The organism is Ferrovibrio sp. GW821-FHT12D07 (assembly GCF_058807275.1).
In genome coordinates, this window is sequence record NZ_JBXAQN010000001.1 from 1,485,582 (window position 1) to 1,505,234 (window position 19,653).

The window sequence follows — 19,653 nt, forward strand, 5'->3', positions numbered from 1 at the left end:
GACGCCTGTGACCGGGTTGTGACCCCTGACCCGATTCCGGTGATCGCTGTGAGAAAATAGGGCTTTTCGGCCAGCTAGGACGCCGCAGGCCGCCGGGACTCGCCTTCAGACGGTCTTATTTCTTCCCGTAACGCTTCTCGATGGCCGCATACAGCGCGCGCAGGCCGGTGGCCTCGGCGCCCAGCGGACGGCCCGGACGCGACTTCGCGCTCCAGGCATAGATGTCGAGATGCGCGTAGGATTTCGCCTTCTCGACGAATTCCTTCAGGAACAGTGCGGCGGTGATCGAGCCGGCAAAGGGCGTGTCGCCCGAGTTGCTGATATCGGCGACCTTGCCTTCGATATATTCGCGATAGCCGGCATGCAGCGGCATGCGCCACAGCGGATCGTTCACGGCAAGACCCGCATCGAGCAGCGCCTGCGCCATCGCATCGTCGGTGGAATACAATGGCGGCAGGTCAGGGCCGACCGCGACGCGTGCAGCACCGGTCAGCGTTGCCGCGTCGATCAGCCAGTCGGGCTTCTCGGAATCGGCCTCGGCCAAAGCATCGCCCAGCACCAGACGGCCTTCGGCATCGGTATTGCCGATCTCGACTGTCAGGCCCTTGCGGCTGGTCAGCACATCGCCCGGACGGAAAGCATTGCCCGACACGCTGTTCTCGACGGCGGCGATCAGCAGGCGCAACCGTACCGGCAGTTTCATTGCCATGATGACAGTGGACAGCCCCAGCATCACCGCGGCGCCGCCCATATCTTTCTTCATCATCAGCATGCCGGCCGACGGTTTGAGATCGAGGCCGCCGGTATCGAAGCAGACGCCCTTGCCGACGAGCGTCAGCTTCGGATGCTTGGGGTTGCCCCAGCGCAGGTCGATCAGGCGCGGCAGGCGCGTGGAGGCGCGGCCCACGGCATGGATCATCGGATAGTTCTGCTCCAGCAGGTCGTCGCCGATGATGGCGTTGAACTCCGCATTGCCCAGCAGCGCCACGCCGCGCGCGGCTTCCGCCAGTTCGGCCGGGCCCATGTCGCTGGCCGGGGTGTTGATCAGGTCGCGCGCCAGCACGATGCCGTCATGCAACGCCGTCACGCGCTGCTGGTTGGCCTTGGCCGGCCAGACCAGGCGCACGGTTTTCTTGTCGATCTTCTTGTAGCGGTCGAAGCGATAGGCATTCAGCGCCCAGCCCAGCGCCGCGACATCGCCGGCTTTCGTATCCGTCAGCTTGTAATCGCCAGCCGGCAGGGCTGCGGCGATGGCGGCATAGGACCAGAGGTCCGGCGTTTCACCGATGCCCGCCATGATCCGCGCCGGCTTGCCGGTCTTTGCATCGGGCACAACCAGAACCTGTCCGGGCTTGGCGGCGAAACTCTGGCTGGCAGCCAGTCCGGCGACCAGGCCCTTTTCCTTCGACAGGCGCGCCGTCCATTGCCTGGCGGTGCTGGTCTCGACGGGAAGGGCAGTGCTCGACTTTGTGATCAGGGTGGCAGGCACGGCGAAGCCTCAGGATAGTGGGCGACAGGCAGAGCCTCGTTTATAAGGTTTCGGCCCGTATAACGGAATAATGACGGGCAATGATTCAGGAGAATCCCGTGGGCGATCTCACCCTCATCATCGGCAACAAGAACCATGCGAGCTGGAGCCTGCGGGCCTGGCTGGCGCTGAAGGCGGCTGGCCAGCCGTTCGAGGAAGTGAAGATCATCCTGCGTCGACCGGAAACCAAGGCAGACATCCTGCTGCATTCGCCGGCCGGTCGCGTGCCGGTGCTCAAGCATGGCGATCTTACGATCTGGGACAGTCTGGCGATCTGCGAATATGTCGCCGAAACCTGGCCCGAGGCGAAGCTGCTGCCCGAGGATGCCCGCGCCCGCGCGGTGGCGCGCAGCGTGATGTGCGAGATGCATTCCGGTTTCTCGAACCTGCGCACCGACCTGCCGATGGATATCAACAAACTGGGTAGTCTGCCGCGGGCCGCCAGCGACGAGGCCAAGCTGGACATCGCCCGCGTGCAGCAGATCTGGCAGGACTGCCGCGGCCGTTTTGGCTCGGAGGGTGTATTCCTGTTCGGTCCCTTCACCATTGCAGATGCAATGTACGCCCCGGTGGCGACGCGCCTGCGCACCTACGGCATCGCGATGGACCCGGTGTCAGAGGCTTACGTGAATGCGATCTATGCCATGCCGGCGATGCAGGAATGGATCGCCGCCGGCGCGAAGGAAGACGTCCTGCCGGGGCATTGAGGCAAGGTTTTACGGCGTCATCACAATCGCGCCGGTCGTGGCGCGGGCTTCTGCCGCCTTATGCGCGTCGACGATCTGGTCCAGCGTGAAGCGCGCACCGATCTCGGGCAGCACATGGCCCTTGGCGATGGCATCGAACAGTTCGGTTGCATTGGCGCGGAAGGTGGCCGGGTCGGCATTATGCGGGAAGACTGACGGCCGGGTCAGGAACAGGCAGCCCTTCTTGTTCAGCAGTTCCGGCTCGAAGGCAGGTGCAGGACCAGAGGCCGCGCCATAGATCACCAGCAGGCCGAAGGGTGCGATCAGGTCAAGCGTCTTCACCGCCGTACTCTTGCCCACTGAATCATAGGCGACGCGGACCTTCTTTCCGCCGGTGGCGGCGAGCAGTTTTTCCGCCCAGTCATCCTGATTGTAGTCGATGGCGATGTCGCAGCCGGCTTTGCGCGCGATCTCGCATTTCGCCGGGCCACCCGCCGTGCCGATCACGGCGGCGCCCAGCGCCTTGGCCCAGCGGCAGAGAATCTGGCCGACGCCGCCGGCCGCGGCATGCACCAGCACCAGGTCGCCCAGTGCCACCTTGTGCGTCTTGCGCAGCAAATATTGCGCGGTCATGCCCTTGAACAGCAGCGCGGCCGCGGCCTCGTCGCTGATGCCGGCCGGAATCTTCACCAGTTTGTCTGCGGCCACATTACGCGCGGATGCATAGGCGCCGACACCGGCATTCATGTAGGCCACGTGATCGCCGACAGCGATCCCTGTCACGCCGTCGCCGACGGCTTCCACCACGCCGGCCGCTTCATGGCCAAGGCCGGTGGGCGAGGGCAGCGGATAGGCGCCCCTGCGCTGATAGACGTCGATGAAATTGAAGCCGATGGCGGTCTGGCGAATCTGCGCTTCGCCGGCAGCCGGCGGCGACAGGTCGACAGTCTCGATCTGCATGACCTCGGGTGCACCGAATGCGTGCAGCACAACACGTTTGCTTTTCATGATGGGACCCAGCGTCAGGTGATCAGCTTCATTTCGCGATAGAAACGCTCGGCGCCTGCATGCAGCGGAATGGAAATGCCCAGCAGCGCCGTGCCCAGCCGGATGCGCTGGGCCATCGCATGGCCGGCATCGAGCGGCTTGCGGTTGCGCGGGTGCCATAGCGCGCGCAGGATTTCATAGACCAGATAGGGATCGAGGCTTTCCGGCACCACCCATTGCATGCCGATGCCCAGCGTCTCGGTCTCGGGCACGTTGTTATAGGTGCCAGCCGGGATGACATCACGGTTGAAGAAGGGATGGCGGCGCAGCGCGCCCTCGATCTGGCGGCCCGACAGCGGCACCAGGCTGGCGATGCCGCGGTCGGTGAGATCGCCCACGGTGGGCGCCGGCTGGCCGGAGACGAGGAAGAAGGCATCGAGCTCGTCTTTCGCCATCAGGTCGGCGGCCTCGCCCGGATCGACCTCCAGCACGCGGAGCTGGTTCATGCGCAGGCCATGGGCGGTGAGGATGATCTCGGCGTTGAAGCGGATGCCGGAGCCGACGCGGTCGATGGAGACGCGCTTGCCCACCAGGTCGCGGATATCGCCGATGTTGCTGTTGCGGCGGACCACCAGATGGATGGTCTCAGGGTAGAGGTTGGCCAGCACGCGCAGGTTCGCCTGCTTGGCGCGGCGGAAATACAGACCCTCGCCCTGCCAGGCGCTGGCGACCAGATCGGCCTGGGCAAAGCCGCTTTCGATGCTTTCATTGCCGATGGCGGCGAGGTTGGCGACACTGCCCTGGCTGGTCAGGGCGACGGCGATCAGCCCGGGCACGCCGCAGGAGCCGCCCTTGTCGCAGGGGCGACTGCCCGGCGGGTTCGAGATGACGCCGGCCACCGTGGTGCCGACCGGGAAGGCGGTGGTATGGGCCGAGCCGGTGAGGATGCGGAAAAACCCGCCGGTTTCGCGGGCCTGCACGGCCTGCAGCGGGGCGACCGCGGCGGCGGTGCCCAGGACCAGAGATGTCTTCAGGAAATCCCGGCGGCGCATGAGCCGGTTATACGATGCAGCGGCCTTACTGGCCAGTGATGGTGCTGGTTGGGCGGTCGAACCTCAGCTTGGCCACCAGCACCGAGGCCGTGAGGCCGAGCGAGACGAGATTGGCCCCGATCAGGCCGGGCGAGGCGATCAGCAGGCCATAGACCAGCCAGAGCGCGATGCCGGTATTCATCAGCAGGAACATGCCCAACGAGATGTCGCGGGCCGAGCGGCTGCGCCAGACCTTCACCACCTGCGGCACATAGGCGAGCGTGGTGAGCAGGCCGGCGATCATGCCGATCAGCTCGATCAAATCAGGTGTCAGGGAGTCGCCAGCCATGATGGCCAGTATAGGCGGTCAGACGCGCGTGATGAAGGCGTTCTGCAGCTTGGCGATGGCGGCGCGCAGGCCGGCATCGTCATAGGGCACCGGCGGCTGCTTGCCCCAGATCGGACCGGGCCAGGCCGGGTCTTCCTTGGTGCGGGCGATCACATGCACATGCAGCTGCGGCACCATATTGCCGAGCGCGCCGACATTCAGCTTGAAGGGGCTGTAGCAATGCTGCAGCACGCGCTGGGCCTGGGCGATTTCGTTTATCAGCAGCTTGCGCTGCTTCTCGTTGAGGTCGGCGATCTCGGTGACGTTCTCGACAGCGGGGACCAGGATCAGCCAGGGATACTGGCTGTCATTCATCAGCTGGACGAGGCAGAGCTTCATGCGACACACGGCGAAAGTGTCGCGGCGCAACTGGTCGTGCAGGGTGAACATCGATTAAGGTTCGCTTTCAAATTTTGCGCAGAGCAGACTCCGCTGTGCGCTGATAGACCATTCAGTGAGGATTTGTCCATGCCCATCAATGCTTTGCCCGTTCTGCGCGTGAAACCGCGCGAAGAGCGCCGTGTTAGGGGTGGCCATCCGTGGGTGTACTCCAATGAGATTGCACTAGACGCGCAAGCCAAGGCGCTTCCACCCGGCAGCCTTGTGCGGTTGTACGACTCGCATGGCGGGGGACTCGGAGTCGCCAGTTTCAATCCGCATTCGCTGATTGCCGCCCGTTTATGGAGCGGGAATGTCGACGAGCGAGTCGATGCCGCCTTCCTGGGCCAGCGGTTGCAGGCCGCGCTCAACCTCCGCGAACGCTGCTTCACCCGTCCGTATTACCGCCTGGTGCACGCGGAAGCGGATGGCATGCCCGGATTCGTCATCGACCGCTATGACGACGTGCTGAGCGTGCAGGCCAACACCGCCGGCGCCGAAACGCTGCTGCCGGCTCTGCTGGAGGCGCTGCAGGCGCTGCTGAAGCCGCGCGCCATCGTGCTGCGCAACGATTCTCCCGTGCGCGGCCTGGAAGGGCTGGAGCAGGAGATCCGCCTCGCGGCCGGCAGTCTCGACAAGCCGGCCGGCGTGGACGAGGGCGGGGCGCGCTTTGCGCTCGATCTGCTCGAAGGCCAGAAGACCGGCTGGTATTTCGATCTGGCCGAGGCGCGCGCCAAGCTGGCGGCGCTGGCCAAGGGTCAGGACATGCTGGACCTCTACTGCAACAGCGGCGCTTTTTCGCTCACGGCCGCCAAGGCCGGCGCAAAAAGCGTGCGCGGCATCGACCGCTCCGAACTCGCCATCGAACAGGCGACCAAGGCGGCGAAGGACAATGGCCTGGCCAAGGTCGCATCCTTCGAGAAGGCCGAGGCCTTCCTCGCGCTGGAGAAGCTGAACACCGAGAAGGCGCAGTTCGGCGTCGTCGTCACCGATCCGCCCAACTTCGTCAAAAGCCGCAAGGACCTCGGGCCGGGCAGCCGCGCCTATCGCAAGCTGGCCAAGCTGGCGGCACCGCTGGTGCGGCCGGGCGGCATCTGGTTCGTCGCCTGCTGCGCGTATCTGCTGCCGGGCGAGGTCTTCGCCAAGGAAATCGCCATCGGGCTCAACACGGCCGGCCGGACGGGGCGGATTCTCTATAGCGGCGGCGCTGGGCCGGATCACCCGGTGCATCCGCATCTGCCCGAAAGCGCCTATCTGAAATGGCAGTTGCTGCAGATCGACTAAGGTTGAAGTAACGCTGCCGCAATTCCGCCATCAAGCGGCGGCAGCATTTTCATCAGGCAGGCTTCCATAAAAAAGACCGGCGCGCCCATGGCGGGCGCGTCGACCTGACAAGATCGGCTGATGCATGGAAGCCCTCGCCCGCGTCGGGAACGGCCATGTCTACCTTTTATCGTTGGTGCGTGCGTACAGCGCTGGTTGCGCTGCCTGTTCTGTTGCTGTCAGGCTGCGCCGACTATCACTGCGGATCGCTGCCTAATAAGGCGCAATGCTACGCCGCCTATGAAGACTGGGATCAGTGCAAGGTGGGCAACCGCTTCCTGATTCGCCAGGTGGGCGAGCGGGTGGAGACGACCTGCCGGCAAGAGCCTAAACAGTGCAACAAGAAAGGCAAATGCTGGGGTGGGTACGAACGCTGCAGCACCTCACATGAACCGATCTACGATTACACCGCCTACAATGCTGGCGTGTCGCAATGCATGCGCCAACAGGGGCTGGCCAATTACGACATCTACTTCAACCGGCCGCTATTCTGATGCGGGCGCTGTTGATTGTTGTGACGCTGCTGCTGTCGGGGTGTGAGGTCTATGACCAGCATTGCAGCCTGTTTCCCGGTCGCAGTGAATGCCTTCCAATACACACCGATCTGGAAATCTGCGAGACACAAAATCGCCAATGGATCAAGGTGACGGGATACCGGCGGGAGCGCGTGTGTCGCCCGGTGGAATCCTGCAGCGCCAAGGATCGGAATTGCGATTCCTATACCAAGACTGTCTGTGAGGTGCAGGAAGTCCCTATTTACGACTATCGCAGCTATAACAGCTTCGTCGCGCAATGCATGCAGCAGCGGCGTGCTACTTCTGGCCGGCGCGACTGATCAACGCCGGTTCAGGCTTTTGAACCACGGCTCCAGGCGCTCGATTGCCTCGTCCACGATGGCGGCATCCATGCAGAAGCTGAGCCGCAGATAGTGGCGACCATCCGCTGTATCGAAGTCGACGCCGGGCGCGGTGGCCACGCCGGTTTCTTCCAAGATGCGTTTGCAGAAGGCGACAGAGTCATCCGTGAAGCCGCTGACATCGGCATAGAGATAGAAGGCGCCATCGGGCGGCGCGAAGCGCGTGATGCCCCAGCGCGGCAAGGCGGCCAGCAGCGCGTCGCGGTTGCGCTTGTAGGCGGCAACGCGGCCGACCAGTTCGGCATCGGCGTCCAGCGCGGCCAGTCCGGCCAGCTGCGACAGCGTCGGTGCGGAAATCTGCAACGACCCGTGCAGGCCCTCGATGCGCTGCACCAGCCGCTCGGGCAGCACCAGCCAGCCGATGCGCCAGCCGGTCATGCCCCAGTATTTCGAAAAACCGTTGATGACGATGACGTCGTTGCCCGCCGCCAGCACGGTGTCGGCCGGGCGGTCGTAGGTCACGCCGTGATAGAGCTCATCCACGATCAACCAGAGGCCGCGTCGCCGGCAGGTATCGTAGATCGCCTGCAGGTCGGCAGCAGAGAGCATCGTGCCGGTGGGATTGGCCGGGCTGGCGATCACCACGCCTTTCACATGATCGGGCAGGGCGGCGATCATCGCCGGCGTCACCTGGTAGCCGGTGCTGGCATCGGTGGCCAGACGATACGGCACAAGGTCGATGGATTTCAGCGTGCCGCGATAGGCCGGATAGCTCGGCTCGACCACCGCCACGGTATCGCCGGCCGAAAACGCAGCGAGGAAGGCCAGCATCAGGCCCGCCGATGTGCCGACGGTGACGGCGACGCGCGCCATCGGAATGTCGAGGCCGTGGCGATGCTTGTAGAGCTGCGCAATGCCCTCGCGGAGTGCCGGGATGCCCAGCGCCTCGGTATAACCGAGCGGCTTGCCGCTGGAGAGCGCGGCTTGCGCAGCAGCAATGGCGGCCTGCGGCGGCGGCAGGGTCGGTTCGCCGGCGAGCAGGCTGACGACCTTGCCGCCAGCTTTCACCTTGGCATTCACCGCCTTGAAGACCTCCCACATCTGGTAGATCTCGACATCGCTGCGTGCCGACGCTTCAGGGATGAAGACTTTGTCGATGTGATCCAGCATCCGCGCACTATGACTCAATCGGCGGCGTAACACACCGCTTCGATGCGATATCCGTCCGGGTCGATGATGAAGCCGGCGTAATACGTGGGGGTGTATTGGGGGCGCAGACCCGGCGGGCCGTTGTCGGTGCCGCCATGCTGAAGCGCCATGGCGTGGAAGGCATCGACGGCGGCGCGGCTTTCGGCGCGGAAGCAGAGATGGAAACAGGATTTCGGATCGGGCGGCACCGGCGAATCCGTGCGGTCGATCCAGAATTGCGGATGTTGCGCGCCATAGGCGACGCCATAATCACCCTGGTAAAGCCGGATGTAGCCCAGCGGTTTCAGGGTGGCGTCATAGAAGGCGCTGGCGCGCGCCATGTCGCGCACACCGATGGAAATATGGTCGAACATTGTCTAACCTCATTGCAGGTTAGTTTCGAGCATACCGGGAAAAGGCCCCGTTGGCGAGCGCGACACCGAGGCTGACGGCGATAATGCCAAGCCAGGTTGCGGTCTCGGGCCATTCGCCGAGCAGCGGCACGGCCAGCAGGGCGGTCAGCGCCGGGGTGAGTGCCGCAAAGGCGGCGGCGGGCGCTGCGCCCAGGCGGCGCACGGCATAGCCATAGGTCGCCATGCTGAGCAGGCCGGAGCCGATCGACTGCGCCACCTGCACGGCGATCTCGAAGACCGGCGCAGTCAGCAGCCGGCTGTCGAGCCAGATCAGATAGACCGGCGTGTAGAGCACAAAGGCGCTGGTGAAGACGATAGCGGCAGCTTGCCAGGCGCCGATGCCGCTTTTCTTCATCGCCACCGTGTAGCAGGCCCACATGGCGCCCGCGCAGACGAACATCAGGTCGCCGCGCCAGGTGGCGGCGTCGCCATGGACCACCTGCCAGCCACCGATGGCGATGGCGCCCAGCAGCATCAGCAGCGTGCCGGCACGGCGTTGGGCAGTGAAGCGCTCGCCCAGGAAGATCACGGCGAGCAAGGCGGCGAACAGCGGCATGCTGCCGGGCATCAGCGCGCCGGCATGCGCGGCTGGTGCGAACAGCATGCCGCTGCTGCCGGTCAGCATGAAGGGCAGGCCGGCGCCGGCGGCGACAATTGCCAGCAGGAGCAACTGGCGATTGCGGTTGGATCCGGCGGGCGGCAGGGATGGCAGGCGCAGCAGCAGGGGTGCCAGCACCAGCGCCGGCAGCGCCATGCGCAGGAAGACCACATCCCACAACGACAGCGATCCGGTGACGCCGAAACGGGTGGCGATCAGGCCGATGGCCCAGAGCATGACCGTCGCCAGCCCGGCGGCGGCCCCCAGCAGGCGGCCCGGCTCGGCCGAGGCGATGGGGGAAGGCGGGGCGGGAAGACTGTTATCGGTGGACATGGACGGACTCCGACGGTCGGCGGATGCAGGATGGCCGCAACGGCGCCACATGTCGTGACTCCCCCGCCTGCCGTGTGAACATTTCAGCGATAAATGTCCATAAATCACAGTATTCACGGCATATAGTGCGGAATTTGAACCCTGATCGACTTGGTGGGCTGCGTGGCTGCCGACGGCCCAGCTTACGGCCCTGCCGATGACCAAGGATGCGCGTTCAACCTTCGCCTTGCGCGCGACGAAGACGGACGATCTCCGCCTTGGCCTCCCGTCCAGCCCGGGCCGTAGTCTTAAGGGGCGGTAAACTGCCGTCCCCTCGACTCTTTTCCGGACCGCCCCTATAGTCCGGCGACCGCCGTAAAGCCGCCATATTGCCTGCCTATTCAGACTGCCAGCCGGGTCGACCGGTGCAGGCGGTCCGGGCCGATACGGGTTGCTCCGGCTCAGTCATTTCGTCTTGGTTTTCCTCCTTCGCTCCGGGGCATCCGTGTCCAAGTCTGCCATGCGCTATTCGGGACTGTTCGTCCTTCTCATTGTCGCCGTCCTCAATCTGGCCGGCTGGGCCTACATGAACCGGCCCATCGAACCGCGGGCCTGGGGCGAGGTGATCAGCGGCGTCGACTACTCGCCGTTCCGCGGCGACCAGGATCCGCGCAACAACAAATACCCGACCGATGCCGATATCGAGCAGGACATGCAGATCCTCTCCGGCCAGGTGAAGCGCATCCGCAGCTACTCGACGCTGGATGGCCAGGGCAAGATCGCCGAGATCGCCGGCCGCTACGGTTTCGAGGTGATGCAGGGCAGCTGGCTCGACGGCCGCCTGGAGCGCAACGAGGAAGAGATCAACAAACTGATCGAGACCGTGATCGCGCAGCAGAACATCACGCGCGTGCTGGTCGGGAATGAAACGCTGCTGCGCGCCGACATGCCGATCCAGGACCTGGTCGAGTATATCCGCCGCGTGCGCACCAGTCTTGCCAACCGCGGCCGCCATGTCGAAGTGTCGACGCCGGAAACCTGGGATATCTGGTTGCGCTATCCGCAGCTTGGCCGTGAAGTCGACTTCATCGCCATCCATCTGCTGCCCTATTGGGAAGGCCAGTCGCCGGAAAAGGCTGTGGAATATGCGCTCAGCCGCTATCAGCAGGTGAAGGACGCCTACCCGACCAAGAAGGTGGTGATCACCGAAATCGGCTGGCCGTCGGAAGGCCGCACGCGTCGCGACGCCGTGCCCAGCCCGACCAGCCAGGCCGCCTTCCTGCGCGGCTTCCTCAATATCGCCAACCAGCGCGGCCTCGACTATTACATCCAGGAAGCCTTCGACCAGCCGTGGAAGCGCAACATCGAAGGCTCGGTCGGCGCCTACTGGGGCGTCTTCAATGCCGACCGCACGCCGAAATTCCCGATGACGGGTCCGGTCAGCGACCGTCCGCACTGGCCGCAGCTTGCCGCCGCCTCGATCCTGCTGGCGCTGCCGCTGATGGCCTGGTTCCTGGCGCGCTGGTCCGACCTGCGCTTCTCGGGTCGCGTCTTCTTCATCGCGCTGATCCAGGTCATCACCAGCGCGCTGGTGATGGTGGTGGATTCCGGCCTGCGCACCTACATGAGTCCAGGCATCGCGCTGATGTGGGCGATGCTGCTGCCATTGCTGCTGCTGCTGTTCATGGTGGTGCTGGCCGAAGGGCTTGAGCTATCAGAAGTGATCTGGTCAAGCCGACGGCAGCGCCACTTCCTGCCGTTCCGCACCGATGTCGAGCGCGCCTGGCCCAAGGTGTCGATCCATATCCCCTGCTACAACGAACCGCCGGAAATGGTGAAGCGCACGCTGGATGCGCTGAATCGGCTCGATTATCCGAACTTCGATGTGATGATCATCGACAACAACACCAAGGACGAGAAGGTCTGGCGTCCGGTGGAGGAATACTGCAAGCAGCTGGGTGAGGAGAAATTCCGGTTCTTCCACGTCTCGCCGCTGAAGGGCTTCAAGGCCGGCGCGTTGAACTTCGCGCTGCGCAATACCGCCAAGGATGTCGAGATCGTCGGCGTGATCGATGCCGATTATCTGGTCGAGCCCGACTGGCTGAAGTCGCTGGTGCCGTATTTCGACCGCGCCGATATCGGCTTCGTGCAGGCGCCGCAGGATCATTATGACTGGCGCGACGATCGCTTCAAGGAATACATCAACTGGGAATATGCCGGCTTCTTCCAGATCGGCATGGTTCAGCGCAACGAGCGCGACGCCATCATCCAGCACGGCACCATGACGCTGGTGCGCAAGGCCGCCATCGATCATGTCGGCATCTGGGCTGAGTGGTGCATCTGCGAGGATGCCGAGATGGGCCTGCGCCTGCTCGCCGGCGGCTGGCATTCTGTCTACACCGACAAACGCTACGGCTATGGCCTGACCCCTGACACCTTCTCGGGCTACAAGAGCCAGCGCTTCCGCTGGGCCTATGGCGCAGTGCAGATCATCAAGCGCCACTGGCGCGACATGCTGCCGGGTGATGAGCGCAAGCTCGATCCGATGCAGCGCTATCATTTCGTCACCGGCTGGCTGCCGTGGTTCGCCGATGCGCTGGGTCTGATCTTTGCCATCGCCTCGCTGGCCTGGACGGTCGGCGTGCTGATCCTGCCGAAGTATTTCGAACTGCCGCTGGCGCTGTTCCTGCTGCCGGTCGTCGCTGTGTTCGGCGCCAAGCTGGCGCAGTTCCTGTGGCTGTATAAAATCCGCGTGCCCTGCAGCTTCCGCCAGCGCATGGGCGCGGGTCTCGCCGGCCTGGCGCTGACCTACACCATCGCCAAGGCGATGATCTACGGCCTGTTCACCTCGAAGCTGCCCTTCATCCGCACGCCCAAGCATGAGGACCAGGCTGCTGTCGTGCAGGCCTTCATCATGGCGCAGGAGGAAACCCTGATCGCCGTGCTGCTGCTGCTGGCCGGTATCGGCATGTGGAATTTCCAGGGCGGCGAAGACCCCGAAGCGCGGCTGTGGGCGGTGGTGATGTGGGCGCAGTCGGTGCCGTATTGGGCTTCGCTGGTGCTGGCCTTCATCAGCACCACGCCGAAGCCGCCCAGCAAGACGGCTGCCATTCCTGCCCCGGCGCCCGCCACGACGCCGAGCGAGCAGGGCAGTCCCGCGCAGTAACCGATCACTCAAGTCACGACGGATAACAATCATGCATGCGCCGACATCCAGGACGGCCTCCCGCTTTCTGTGGCTGCTGGCCTGCATTGCCATTGCCGCTGCCGTGAATGTCGCCGGCTGGTGGGCGCCCAATCATCCGGTGCAGGTGGGGCATAAGCCCAGCGGACCAGCGCTGGGCATGATCGAAAGCGTGTCATTTGCGCCGTTCCGGCGCGGACAAGGCCCGTTGAACAAGGTTTATCCGACGCCTGATCAGGTGATCGAGGATCTGCAGAGCCTGAAAGGCATCGCGCGCGGCATCCGGACATATACTTCCCGCGAGGGCCTGGAGATCGTGCCGCCGGAAGCGCGGAAGCTGGGCCTCAATGTGATGCAGGGTGTCTGGCTTGGGCCGGAATTCGACATCAACGACAAGGAAGTGCAGGCCGCCATCGACTTGGCCAACCGCTACCCTGATGCGATCAAGTCGCTGGTGGTGGGCAACGAGGTGCTGCTGCGCAAGGACCTGACCGTCGACCAACTGATCGCCTATATCCGCAAGGTGAAGGCGGCGGTGAAGCAGCCGGTGACCTATGCCGATGTGTGGGAGTTCTGGCTGCGCTTCCCGCAACTGCTGAACGAAGTCGAGTTCGTCACCGTGCATTTCCTGCCCTACTGGGAAGACACACCGATCGCGGCCGCGCATTCGATGCCGCATATCATGGATGTCTACCGCACCGTGCAGGCCAAGCTGCCGGGCAAGCCGATCACCATTGGCGAGGTTGGCTGGCCATCGGAAGGCCGCTCGCGCCGCGACGCCGTCCCGTCACGCACGGAAGCCGCGGGCTTCATCGCCGATTTCATGCGTCTGGCCCAGCAGGAAGGGCTGTCCTACAACCTGGTCGAGGCCTTCGACCAGCCGTGGAAGGAAAAGCTGGAAGGCACCGTGGGCGCGGCCTGGGGCGTGTTGAACGAATTGCGTCAGCCGAAATTCGATGTCGGCGGCAAGGTATCCAATCTGCCGGAATGGCCGCTCTTTGCCGGCCTGGCGGTGCTGATCAGCCTGATCGTGCTGGTGCTGCATGCCCAGGCGGTGATCGCACTGCCGCCTGCCGCCATCGCGGTGACGGTCGCCTTCACCCAGATTCTGGGTGCGCTGCTGGCTGCCGCGATCGAGCATGGCCTGGAATACAACTACACCATGATGCACAACGCGCAGGCCGCGCTGCTGATCGGCGCGGAAGGCCTGTTCGCGCTGCTGCTGCTGCGCGAGGTGCTGGATCGTCTGCGCGGCGGCGTGCGTCCGGCTCTGCCGATGACGTCGCTGGGCCTGCGCCTGACCGAGCTGCCGCGCGGCCTGAAGCTGCTGCGTGCCGAACCGGCGCTGGCGCGGATGCGCATGGCGGAATGGGTGTACGGCCTGCTGTCGCTCTGGGTCATTTATCACGGCATCATGCTGGTGGCGGCCGGCCGCTATCGCGATTTCCCGATCGACTATTTCCTGCTGCCGCTGGTCGGCTTCCTGGGCCTGCGCCTGATTTCGCTCTGGCAGCGCCCGGCCACAGCGGCGGATGGCGACGGCCTGGCGCATTACGCGCTCGCCACCGGCTTTGCCGATATCCGGGGCGCGACCGCCACCATGCGCATGGGTGGTGAGGCGCTACTGGCATTTCTGCTGCTCAGCCTGCCGGTTCTGGCGCTTCTGCTGGAAAAGGTCAGCAACCGCGAGGCGGTCTACTGGTGTGCGATCGCAGCGGCCTATGCCCTGCCGCTGCTCGGCAACCTGCTGCTGGCGCTGCATCACCGGTGCAGCGAAGCCGCGCCGGTGGGAAGCAAGGCTGCCGCTTAGGAGGCGGCGAGGGCTTTCGCCCGCAGCCGCTGGTAGGCCGCGAGGCCGAAGGCCAGCACCACGCCGGCGATCTTCAGCGGCGCGATCTGCTCCTTGGTGATGACGTCGAAGAAAGCGTCGATCAGCGTCGGGAACAGCAGCAGCGTGCCGGCGACGATCAGCGCGATACGCACCGGCCAGCCGGTCTTGCCGAACAGCCAGCCCTGCGTGGCGCCCGCATAGGCCCAGATGCCGATGGCGGTGGCCAGCGTGACGGTGGCGATCTGCGTCCAGTCGCCGCCCTTGGGCGTTTCCAGCAGCAGGCCGACGCCGTTCGGATCAAGCACGAAGACGAACGGCACCAGGAAGGCCGGCATGGTGTATTTCCATGACTGCAGCGTCGTGCGGTACGGGTCGGCGCCGGTGATGGCGGCTGCCGCAAACGGCGACAGCGCGGTGGGCGGCGACACTTCCGACAGCACGGCGTAGTAGAAGATGAACATATGCGCGGCATAGTCCGGCACGCCGAGCTGGATCAGCGCCGGCGCGGCGATGACTGCGCAGATGATGTAGGAGGCGGTCACCGGCACGGCCAGGCCGACGATCCACACGATTAGCGCCGTGTAGATGGCGGTCAGCACCAGGCTGCCGCCGGCATAGGCGATGGCGATGGCGCTGAACTTGAGTCCCAGGCCGGTCAGCGTGACCACGCCGACGATAATGCCGGCCGACGCACAAGTTGCAGCCGTGCCCAGCACGCCGACCGAACCGGCGGCCAGCGCATCGATCAGCTTCTTCGGCGTCAGCGCGCTTTCGCGGCGGCAATAGCTGACCACGATGGCGGCAATCGTCGCCCAGAAGACCGACAGCACGGGCGAGAAGCCCAACAGCATCAGGATGACGATCGAGAACAGCGAGCTGAAGTGGTAGCCATAGCGCTTGGTCAGCGTCCACAGGCTGTCGCGCTTGCCCAGATCGACATCGGCGATGTTGTACTTGCCGGCATCGAGTTCGACCATTGCCAGAAGGCAGAAATAATAGAGCACGGTCGGGATGGCGGCCATGCGGATGACGTCGAGATACGAAATCTTGAGGAATTCGGCGATCAGGAAGGCGGCGGCGCCCAGCACCGGCGGCGAGATGATCGCGCCCAGACCGCCAGCAGCCAGGAGGCCACCGGCCGCCGAGGCGACATAACCCGACTTCTTCAGCATCGGCCAGGCGACCGAGCCGATCGTCACCGTGGTGGCCACGCCCGAACCCGACGGACCGCCGAGCAGGAAGGAGGACAGCACGATGGCGCGGCCCGAACTGGTGCTCTTGCCGCCCATGGCAGAGAAAGAGAAGTCGATGAAGAATTTGCCGGCACCGGAGAACTGAAGAATGGCGCCGAAGATGGTGAACAGGATGATCAGGCTGGATGACACATCGACGGCCGAACCGAAGATGCCTTCCAGCGTCATGAACAGATGGCCGACCAGGCGTTCGGCATCGTAGCCGCGATGGGTCCAGGGCGCCGGCAGATAGGGCCCGAACATCGCGTAGAGAATGAACAGGATGCCGACGACCGGCATGATCGGGCCGGTGGTGCGACGGGTGGCTTCCAGGATCAAGATGATGAAGACGGTGCCGACCATCACGTCGGTCTGGTTTGGCAGGCTGGCGCGGTCAGTCAGGTCGTCGCCGCCCATCACGAGATAGGCCATGGTGGCGACGCCGATCAGCGCGGTGAGCACGTCCCACCAGCGGATGCGGTCGCGGAAGCGCAGCGCCACGGGATAGAGCAGGAAGACCAGCAGCATGACGAAGCCGACATGGATCGGGCGCAGCTCCTGGGTCGGCACGATGTCGTAGGCGGCATACATGTGGAAGAGGGTCATGGTCACGGCGATGGCGGTGATCAGGTGGCCGGTCCAGCCGGAGAGGCGATTGGCTGCGCCTTCTTCCTGCTCGATATATTCCTCGACCTTGCGCTGGGTTTCCTTGTCGAGCGCGCCGGGCTCAATCATAGCCTCGGTGCTGCTCTTGGTTGTTTCCTGCGTCATCTCTGACTCCCCCTGATGCGCCCTGGTCCGGCGGCATACCCTGTAGTAACGCCCAGTCTTTTAACAGCGAGCCCCGCCGCAGCCAATGCTGCGGCGGGGCTCTTGTGGTTTTACGCGGTGTTTATGAGAGCGGTCGTTATTCGACCTTGACGCCCTTTTCAGCCAGATACTTCAGCGCACCGGGATGGAACGGGACCGGAGTATTGGCCTTCTTCTGGCTTTCCAGCTTGACGTTCTTGGCCTCCGCATGCACCTGGGCCCATTCGTCGCGCTTCTCGAAGATGGTCTTGGTGATGTTGTAGGCCGTGGTCTCATCCATGTTGTCGGCGACGAACAGAATGTTCCAGACGCTGGACATCGCGTTGTCCTTGTCCTGGCCCGGATAGGTGCCACCCGGGATGGTGCCGGCAGCATAGAGCGGGCCGTACTTGCCGTTCATCTTGGCGACAACATCGGAATGATCGACCAGCTTCAGCTTCACGCCAGGCGTGGCGCCAAGGTCGGTGACCGCCGAGGTCGGCACGCCGCCGACCCAGAAGTAGGCGTCGATCTTGCCGTCCTTGACCGCGTTGGTCGATTCAGCGGCGCCCAGACGCTCACGCTTGATGTCCTTGTCCTTGTCGAGGCCGGCGGCTTCCAGCACGCGGAAGGCCATGACTTCGGTGGCCGAGCCGGCCGAACCGGTCGAGACGCGCTTGCCCTTGAGGTCGGCCATGGTGTTGATGCCGCTGGCGACGGTGGTCACCACATGCATGACGTTCGGATAGAGCACGGCCAGCGTGCGATGGCTGACCGCGGCGCCCTTGAACTTGTCTTCACCGCGCGAGGCATCCAGCGAGGCATCGGCCATTGAGAAGCCGATATCGGCGCGCTTGGCGCCGACGAGCTTGAGATTGTCGACCGAGCCGCCGGTGACTTCGGCCGTCGCCTGCCAGCCGGGCACATGCTTGGTCAGCAGGTTGGCGAGGCCGCCGCCCAGCGGATAATAGACACCGCCGGTGCCGCCGGTGACGATCGAGAGATTCTTGGTCTGCGCCCAAGCACTATTGGGGACAGCAGCCGAAGCGAACAGCAGGCCGGCCAGCGCCGCGCCAAACATAAGGCGTTTCATTCTTGTTTCCTCCTGGATGCCGCTTTGATGCGGCGGTCTGAAAAGCAGCGTCCAGACGATACGGAACGGCACGGCTGCAAATCAACCCTTATTCGCCGCTACCGCAGCGCACAAGAACGTGTCTGTTCAGTATGTTGCGCAAAAGGAAGGCAGCATCGCGGTTGTGTTTGACCGACTTCGGCGCTAAGCCCGGGATTATAACAAAACACACAGCAGCCCCGTTCATGTCATCCGCCGCCAGTTCCGCCAGTCGCCTTGCGCTCGCCGCCCTTGTGCTGGGTGCCATCGCCATCGCTTTTTCGCCGATTTTCGTGCGGCTCTCGGAAGTGGGCCCGACGGCGACCGGCTTCTACCGCACGATGCTGGCTGTGCCGCCGCTCTGGCTGGTCTGGCGCTTCCGCCCCACGGAGGGCGCGACGACCGGTCTGCCGCCGTTGCCGCTGCTGCTGATCCCCGGTCTGCTGTTCGCCGGCGACCTGTTCTTCTGGCATCTGGCAATCCAGTACACCTCGGTGGCCAATTCGACACTGCTGTCGAATTTCGCGCCGGTTGTCGTGACGGTGGGCGCCTGGCTGGTGCTGCGCGAGCGCGTCAGTCGCGCCTTCCTGCTGGCGCTGCTGGTCTCGATCTGCGGTGCGATGATGCTGGTCGGTTCCAGCTTCCAGGTCGGCGGCGACAATGTGTTCGGCGATCTGCTGGCGCTGACCACGGCCTGTTTCTATGGCGCCTACATGATCGCGGTGGCCAAGCTGCGCGGCCGACACGGCACGCAGGACATCATGCTGTGGTCGAGCCTTGTTTCCGCGCTGGTGTTGCTGCCGGCTGCCTGGCTGATGGGTGAATATCTGCTGCCGTCGTCCCTGAATGGCTGGGCCGTTCTGTTCGGCCTGGCCTGGATCAGCCATGCGCTGGGACAGGGGCTGATCGCCTATGCTCTCGGCCATCTGCCGGCGTCATTCTCGTCGCTGGTGATTCTGATCCAGCCGGTGACGGCGGCCTTCTTCGGCTGGCTGTGGCTGGGCGAAGGGCTGTCTCCGCTGCAGATCGGTGGTGGCATCGTGGTGCTGGTCGGCATCCTGCTGGCAAGACGCGCCCAGTTAAAAGACCAGAAGAACTGACGGCCCGCCTGTTGAGACAGGCAGGCCGTCGCGTTTACGTCTTTACGCGCCGAAGCTCAGGGCCTTGGGCGGCAGGGCCTGCTGCATCACGGCCTGCAGCGCGGTCCAGTGCATGGTCTCGTCGGCGGCGATGCGCCCGGCAATCTTCGCCAGCTGCGCATCATTGAAGGCCGGAATCACGCTCAGGTAAGTGTCGCTGGCGCCCTTCTCGAGGCGGGCGGCGGCCATCAGGATGTCATTGGCGGTCTTGATCGACGCGGCGTTGATCGCGGTGGCGACCGCGGCCTTGTCCGGCATGCCGACCGGCATGCCGCCGAGCTTGCGCACCGTCGCGTCGAGAGCAGCGGCATGTTCCTTGTGGTGGCTCTGGAACAGCACGGCGGCTGACAGGGCGGGTGCTGGCAGCAGGCCGGTTTCGGCACCGATCTGATAGGCGGTGATCGCCTGGTATTCCAGGCCCAGCGCGGTGTTGAGGATTTTCACATCCTCGGCCGGATTGGCCATGGTGTTGCGGGCCATGCTTTCGCAGCCCATCAGCAGGGCGACGGCGGTGGCCGACAGGGTGGCGGTGCCGGCGGTACGCAGGAAATGGCGGCGCGGATGAACGATGGTCTCTTCAGGAACGACAAGACCGGTTTGGGGCATGGTCATTGGAAGCTCTCCCTCTCAGCGCCACCGGCCCATGCCGGTTGCGTGCGGGAGATACGAGGCTGGATCG

Annotated in this window: 18 protein-coding genes; 7 read left to right on the plus strand and 11 right to left on the minus strand. The window is 64.4% G+C overall.

The genetic code is table 11. From position 1 onward, the window contains the following. Positions 1–115: 115 nt before the first annotated feature. Positions 116–1,489 carry a leucyl aminopeptidase family protein gene (locus tag AC1RRE_RS07420; RefSeq protein WP_492980479.1) on the minus strand — a complete coding sequence of 458 codons (1,374 nt, stop codon included), beginning with the start codon at positions 1,487–1,489 and terminating at the stop codon, positions 116–118. Between the two features lie 98 nt (positions 1,490–1,587). On the opposite strand from AC1RRE_RS07420, the gene AC1RRE_RS07425 reads away from it, so the two are divergent. Beyond that, on the plus strand, positions 1,588–2,235 hold the full coding sequence (locus AC1RRE_RS07425) for a glutathione S-transferase family protein (protein WP_492980480.1): 648 nt from the start codon (positions 1,588–1,590) through the stop codon (positions 2,233–2,235). Between the two features lie 9 nt (positions 2,236–2,244). Here AC1RRE_RS07425 and AC1RRE_RS07430 read toward each other — a convergent pair whose 3' ends face one another. The 4 genes from AC1RRE_RS07430 to AC1RRE_RS07445 are packed head-to-tail and all read right to left on the minus strand — an operon-like array spanning position 2,245 to position 5,010. After that, on the minus strand, positions 2,245–3,222 hold the full coding sequence (locus AC1RRE_RS07430) for a quinone oxidoreductase family protein (protein WP_492980481.1): 978 nt from the start codon (positions 3,220–3,222) through the stop codon (positions 2,245–2,247). 14 nt (positions 3,223–3,236) lie between these two features. Further along, complete coding sequence (locus AC1RRE_RS07435; protein WP_492980482.1) at positions 3,237–4,253, minus strand: TAXI family TRAP transporter solute-binding subunit; 1,017 nt, start codon at positions 4,251–4,253, stop codon at positions 3,237–3,239. Between the two features lie 25 nt (positions 4,254–4,278). Then, on the minus strand, positions 4,279–4,581 hold the full coding sequence (locus tag AC1RRE_RS07440; RefSeq protein ID WP_492980483.1) for a SemiSWEET family sugar transporter: 303 nt from the start codon (positions 4,579–4,581) through the stop codon (positions 4,279–4,281). Between the two features lie 18 nt (positions 4,582–4,599). Beyond that, positions 4,600–5,010: an HIT domain-containing protein gene (locus tag AC1RRE_RS07445; RefSeq protein ID WP_492980484.1), complete on the minus strand. Its 411-nt coding sequence runs from the start codon at positions 5,008–5,010 to the stop codon at positions 4,600–4,602. Positions 5,011–5,088: 78 nt separating this feature from the next. On the opposite strand from AC1RRE_RS07445, the gene AC1RRE_RS07450 reads away from it, so the two are divergent. The 3 genes from AC1RRE_RS07450 to AC1RRE_RS07460 all read left to right on the plus strand — a co-directional run bounded on the left by AC1RRE_RS07450 (position 5,089) and on the right by AC1RRE_RS07460 (position 7,156). Then, entirely contained in the window at positions 5,089–6,282 is a 1,194-nt protein-coding gene (locus AC1RRE_RS07450) for a class I SAM-dependent rRNA methyltransferase (RefSeq protein WP_492980485.1), read from the plus strand. Between the two features lie 155 nt (positions 6,283–6,437). Continuing rightward, positions 6,438–6,815 (plus strand): hypothetical protein, encoded by a 378-nt coding sequence (locus AC1RRE_RS07455; RefSeq protein WP_492980486.1) that lies wholly within the window; start codon positions 6,438–6,440, stop codon positions 6,813–6,815. Further along, positions 6,815–7,156, plus strand: coding sequence for a hypothetical protein (locus AC1RRE_RS07460; RefSeq protein WP_492980487.1), 342 nt, complete (start codon positions 6,815–6,817; stop codon positions 7,154–7,156). The genes AC1RRE_RS07455 and AC1RRE_RS07460 overlap by 1 nt, the downstream gene beginning before the upstream one ends. On the opposite strand, the gene AC1RRE_RS07465 is transcribed toward AC1RRE_RS07460, so the two are convergent. Genes AC1RRE_RS07465 through AC1RRE_RS07475 form a run of 3 tightly spaced genes read right to left on the minus strand, consistent with a single transcriptional unit; the run spans position 7,157 to position 9,709 of the window. Continuing rightward, entirely contained in the window at positions 7,157–8,347 is a 1,191-nt protein-coding gene (locus AC1RRE_RS07465; protein WP_492980488.1) for a pyridoxal phosphate-dependent aminotransferase, read from the minus strand. 14 nt (positions 8,348–8,361) lie between these two features. Next, complete coding sequence (locus AC1RRE_RS07470) at positions 8,362–8,739, minus strand: VOC family protein (RefSeq protein ID WP_492980489.1); 378 nt, start codon at positions 8,737–8,739, stop codon at positions 8,362–8,364. A gap of 19 nt (positions 8,740–8,758) precedes the next feature. Next, complete coding sequence (locus AC1RRE_RS07475) at positions 8,759–9,709, minus strand: DMT family transporter (RefSeq protein WP_492980490.1); 951 nt, start codon at positions 9,707–9,709, stop codon at positions 8,759–8,761. A gap of 484 nt (positions 9,710–10,193) precedes the next feature. Here AC1RRE_RS07475 and AC1RRE_RS07480 point away from each other — a divergent pair, with 484 nt between their 5' ends. Both AC1RRE_RS07480 and AC1RRE_RS07485 read left to right on the plus strand, forming a co-directional pair. After that, complete coding sequence (locus AC1RRE_RS07480) at positions 10,194–12,854, plus strand: glycosyltransferase (RefSeq protein ID WP_492980491.1); 2,661 nt, start codon at positions 10,194–10,196, stop codon at positions 12,852–12,854. 31 nt (positions 12,855–12,885) lie between these two features. Beyond that, the gene (locus AC1RRE_RS07485) at positions 12,886–14,682 is read left to right on the plus strand and encodes a glycoside hydrolase family 17 protein (protein ID WP_492980492.1); all 1,797 of its coding nucleotides are present in this window, start codon (positions 12,886–12,888) and stop codon (positions 14,680–14,682) included. On the opposite strand, the gene AC1RRE_RS07490 is transcribed toward AC1RRE_RS07485, so the two are convergent. Together AC1RRE_RS07490 and AC1RRE_RS07495 are read right to left on the minus strand one after the other, a co-directional pair. Next, positions 14,679–16,706, minus strand: a complete 2,028-nt coding sequence (locus AC1RRE_RS07490) for a TRAP transporter permease (RefSeq protein WP_492980493.1) — start codon at positions 16,704–16,706, stop codon at positions 14,679–14,681. The two genes, AC1RRE_RS07485 and AC1RRE_RS07490, sit on opposite strands and share 4 nt — an antisense overlap. A gap of 136 nt (positions 16,707–16,842) precedes the next feature. After that, a complete protein-coding gene (locus AC1RRE_RS07495) occupies positions 16,843–17,817 on the minus strand; it encodes a TAXI family TRAP transporter solute-binding subunit (RefSeq protein ID WP_492980494.1) in 975 nt (324 codons plus the stop codon). A gap of 224 nt (positions 17,818–18,041) precedes the next feature. Here AC1RRE_RS07495 and AC1RRE_RS07500 point away from each other — a divergent pair, with 224 nt between their 5' ends. Beyond that, positions 18,042–18,935: a DMT family transporter gene (locus AC1RRE_RS07500; protein ID WP_492980495.1), complete on the plus strand. Its 894-nt coding sequence runs from the start codon at positions 18,042–18,044 to the stop codon at positions 18,933–18,935. A gap of 42 nt (positions 18,936–18,977) precedes the next feature. On the opposite strand, the gene AC1RRE_RS07505 is transcribed toward AC1RRE_RS07500, so the two are convergent. Then, a complete protein-coding gene (locus AC1RRE_RS07505; protein ID WP_492980496.1) occupies positions 18,978–19,586 on the minus strand; it encodes a ferritin-like domain-containing protein in 609 nt (202 codons plus the stop codon). Positions 19,587–19,653 lie beyond the last annotated feature (67 nt).

Bases quoted from the DNA above. Each gene is read 5' to 3' on its own strand.
- AC1RRE_RS07430 (WP_492980481.1), bottom strand. From the start codon at position 3,222: ATGAAAAGCAAACGTGTTGTGCTGCACGCATTCGGTGCACCCGAGGTC.
- AC1RRE_RS07435 (WP_492980482.1), bottom strand. From the start codon at position 4,253: ATGCGCCGCCGGGATTTCCTGAAGACATCTCTGGTCCTGGGCACCGCC.
- AC1RRE_RS07440 (WP_492980483.1), bottom strand. From the start codon at position 4,581: ATGGCTGGCGACTCCCTGACACCTGATTTGATCGAGCTGATCGGCATG.
- AC1RRE_RS07445 (WP_492980484.1), bottom strand. From the start codon at position 5,010: ATGTTCACCCTGCACGACCAGTTGCGCCGCGACACTTTCGCCGTGTGT.
- AC1RRE_RS07450 (WP_492980485.1), top strand. From the start codon at position 5,089: ATGCCCATCAATGCTTTGCCCGTTCTGCGCGTGAAACCGCGCGAAGAG.
- AC1RRE_RS07455 (WP_492980486.1), top strand. From the start codon at position 6,438: ATGTCTACCTTTTATCGTTGGTGCGTGCGTACAGCGCTGGTTGCGCTG.
- AC1RRE_RS07460 (WP_492980487.1), top strand. From the start codon at position 6,815: ATGCGGGCGCTGTTGATTGTTGTGACGCTGCTGCTGTCGGGGTGTGAG.
- AC1RRE_RS07465 (WP_492980488.1), bottom strand. From the start codon at position 8,347: ATGCTGGATCACATCGACAAAGTCTTCATCCCTGAAGCGTCGGCACGC.
- AC1RRE_RS07470 (WP_492980489.1), bottom strand. From the start codon at position 8,739: ATGTTCGACCATATTTCCATCGGTGTGCGCGACATGGCGCGCGCCAGC.
- AC1RRE_RS07475 (WP_492980490.1), bottom strand. From the start codon at position 9,709: ATGTCCACCGATAACAGTCTTCCCGCCCCGCCTTCCCCCATCGCCTCG.
- AC1RRE_RS07485 (WP_492980492.1), top strand. From the start codon at position 12,886: ATGCATGCGCCGACATCCAGGACGGCCTCCCGCTTTCTGTGGCTGCTG.
- AC1RRE_RS07490 (WP_492980493.1), bottom strand. From the start codon at position 16,706: ATGACGCAGGAAACAACCAAGAGCAGCACCGAGGCTATGATTGAGCCC.
- AC1RRE_RS07495 (WP_492980494.1), bottom strand. From the start codon at position 17,817: ATGAAACGCCTTATGTTTGGCGCGGCGCTGGCCGGCCTGCTGTTCGCT.
- AC1RRE_RS07500 (WP_492980495.1), top strand. From the start codon at position 18,042: ATGTCATCCGCCGCCAGTTCCGCCAGTCGCCTTGCGCTCGCCGCCCTT.
- AC1RRE_RS07505 (WP_492980496.1), bottom strand. From the start codon at position 19,586: ATGACCATGCCCCAAACCGGTCTTGTCGTTCCTGAAGAGACCATCGTT.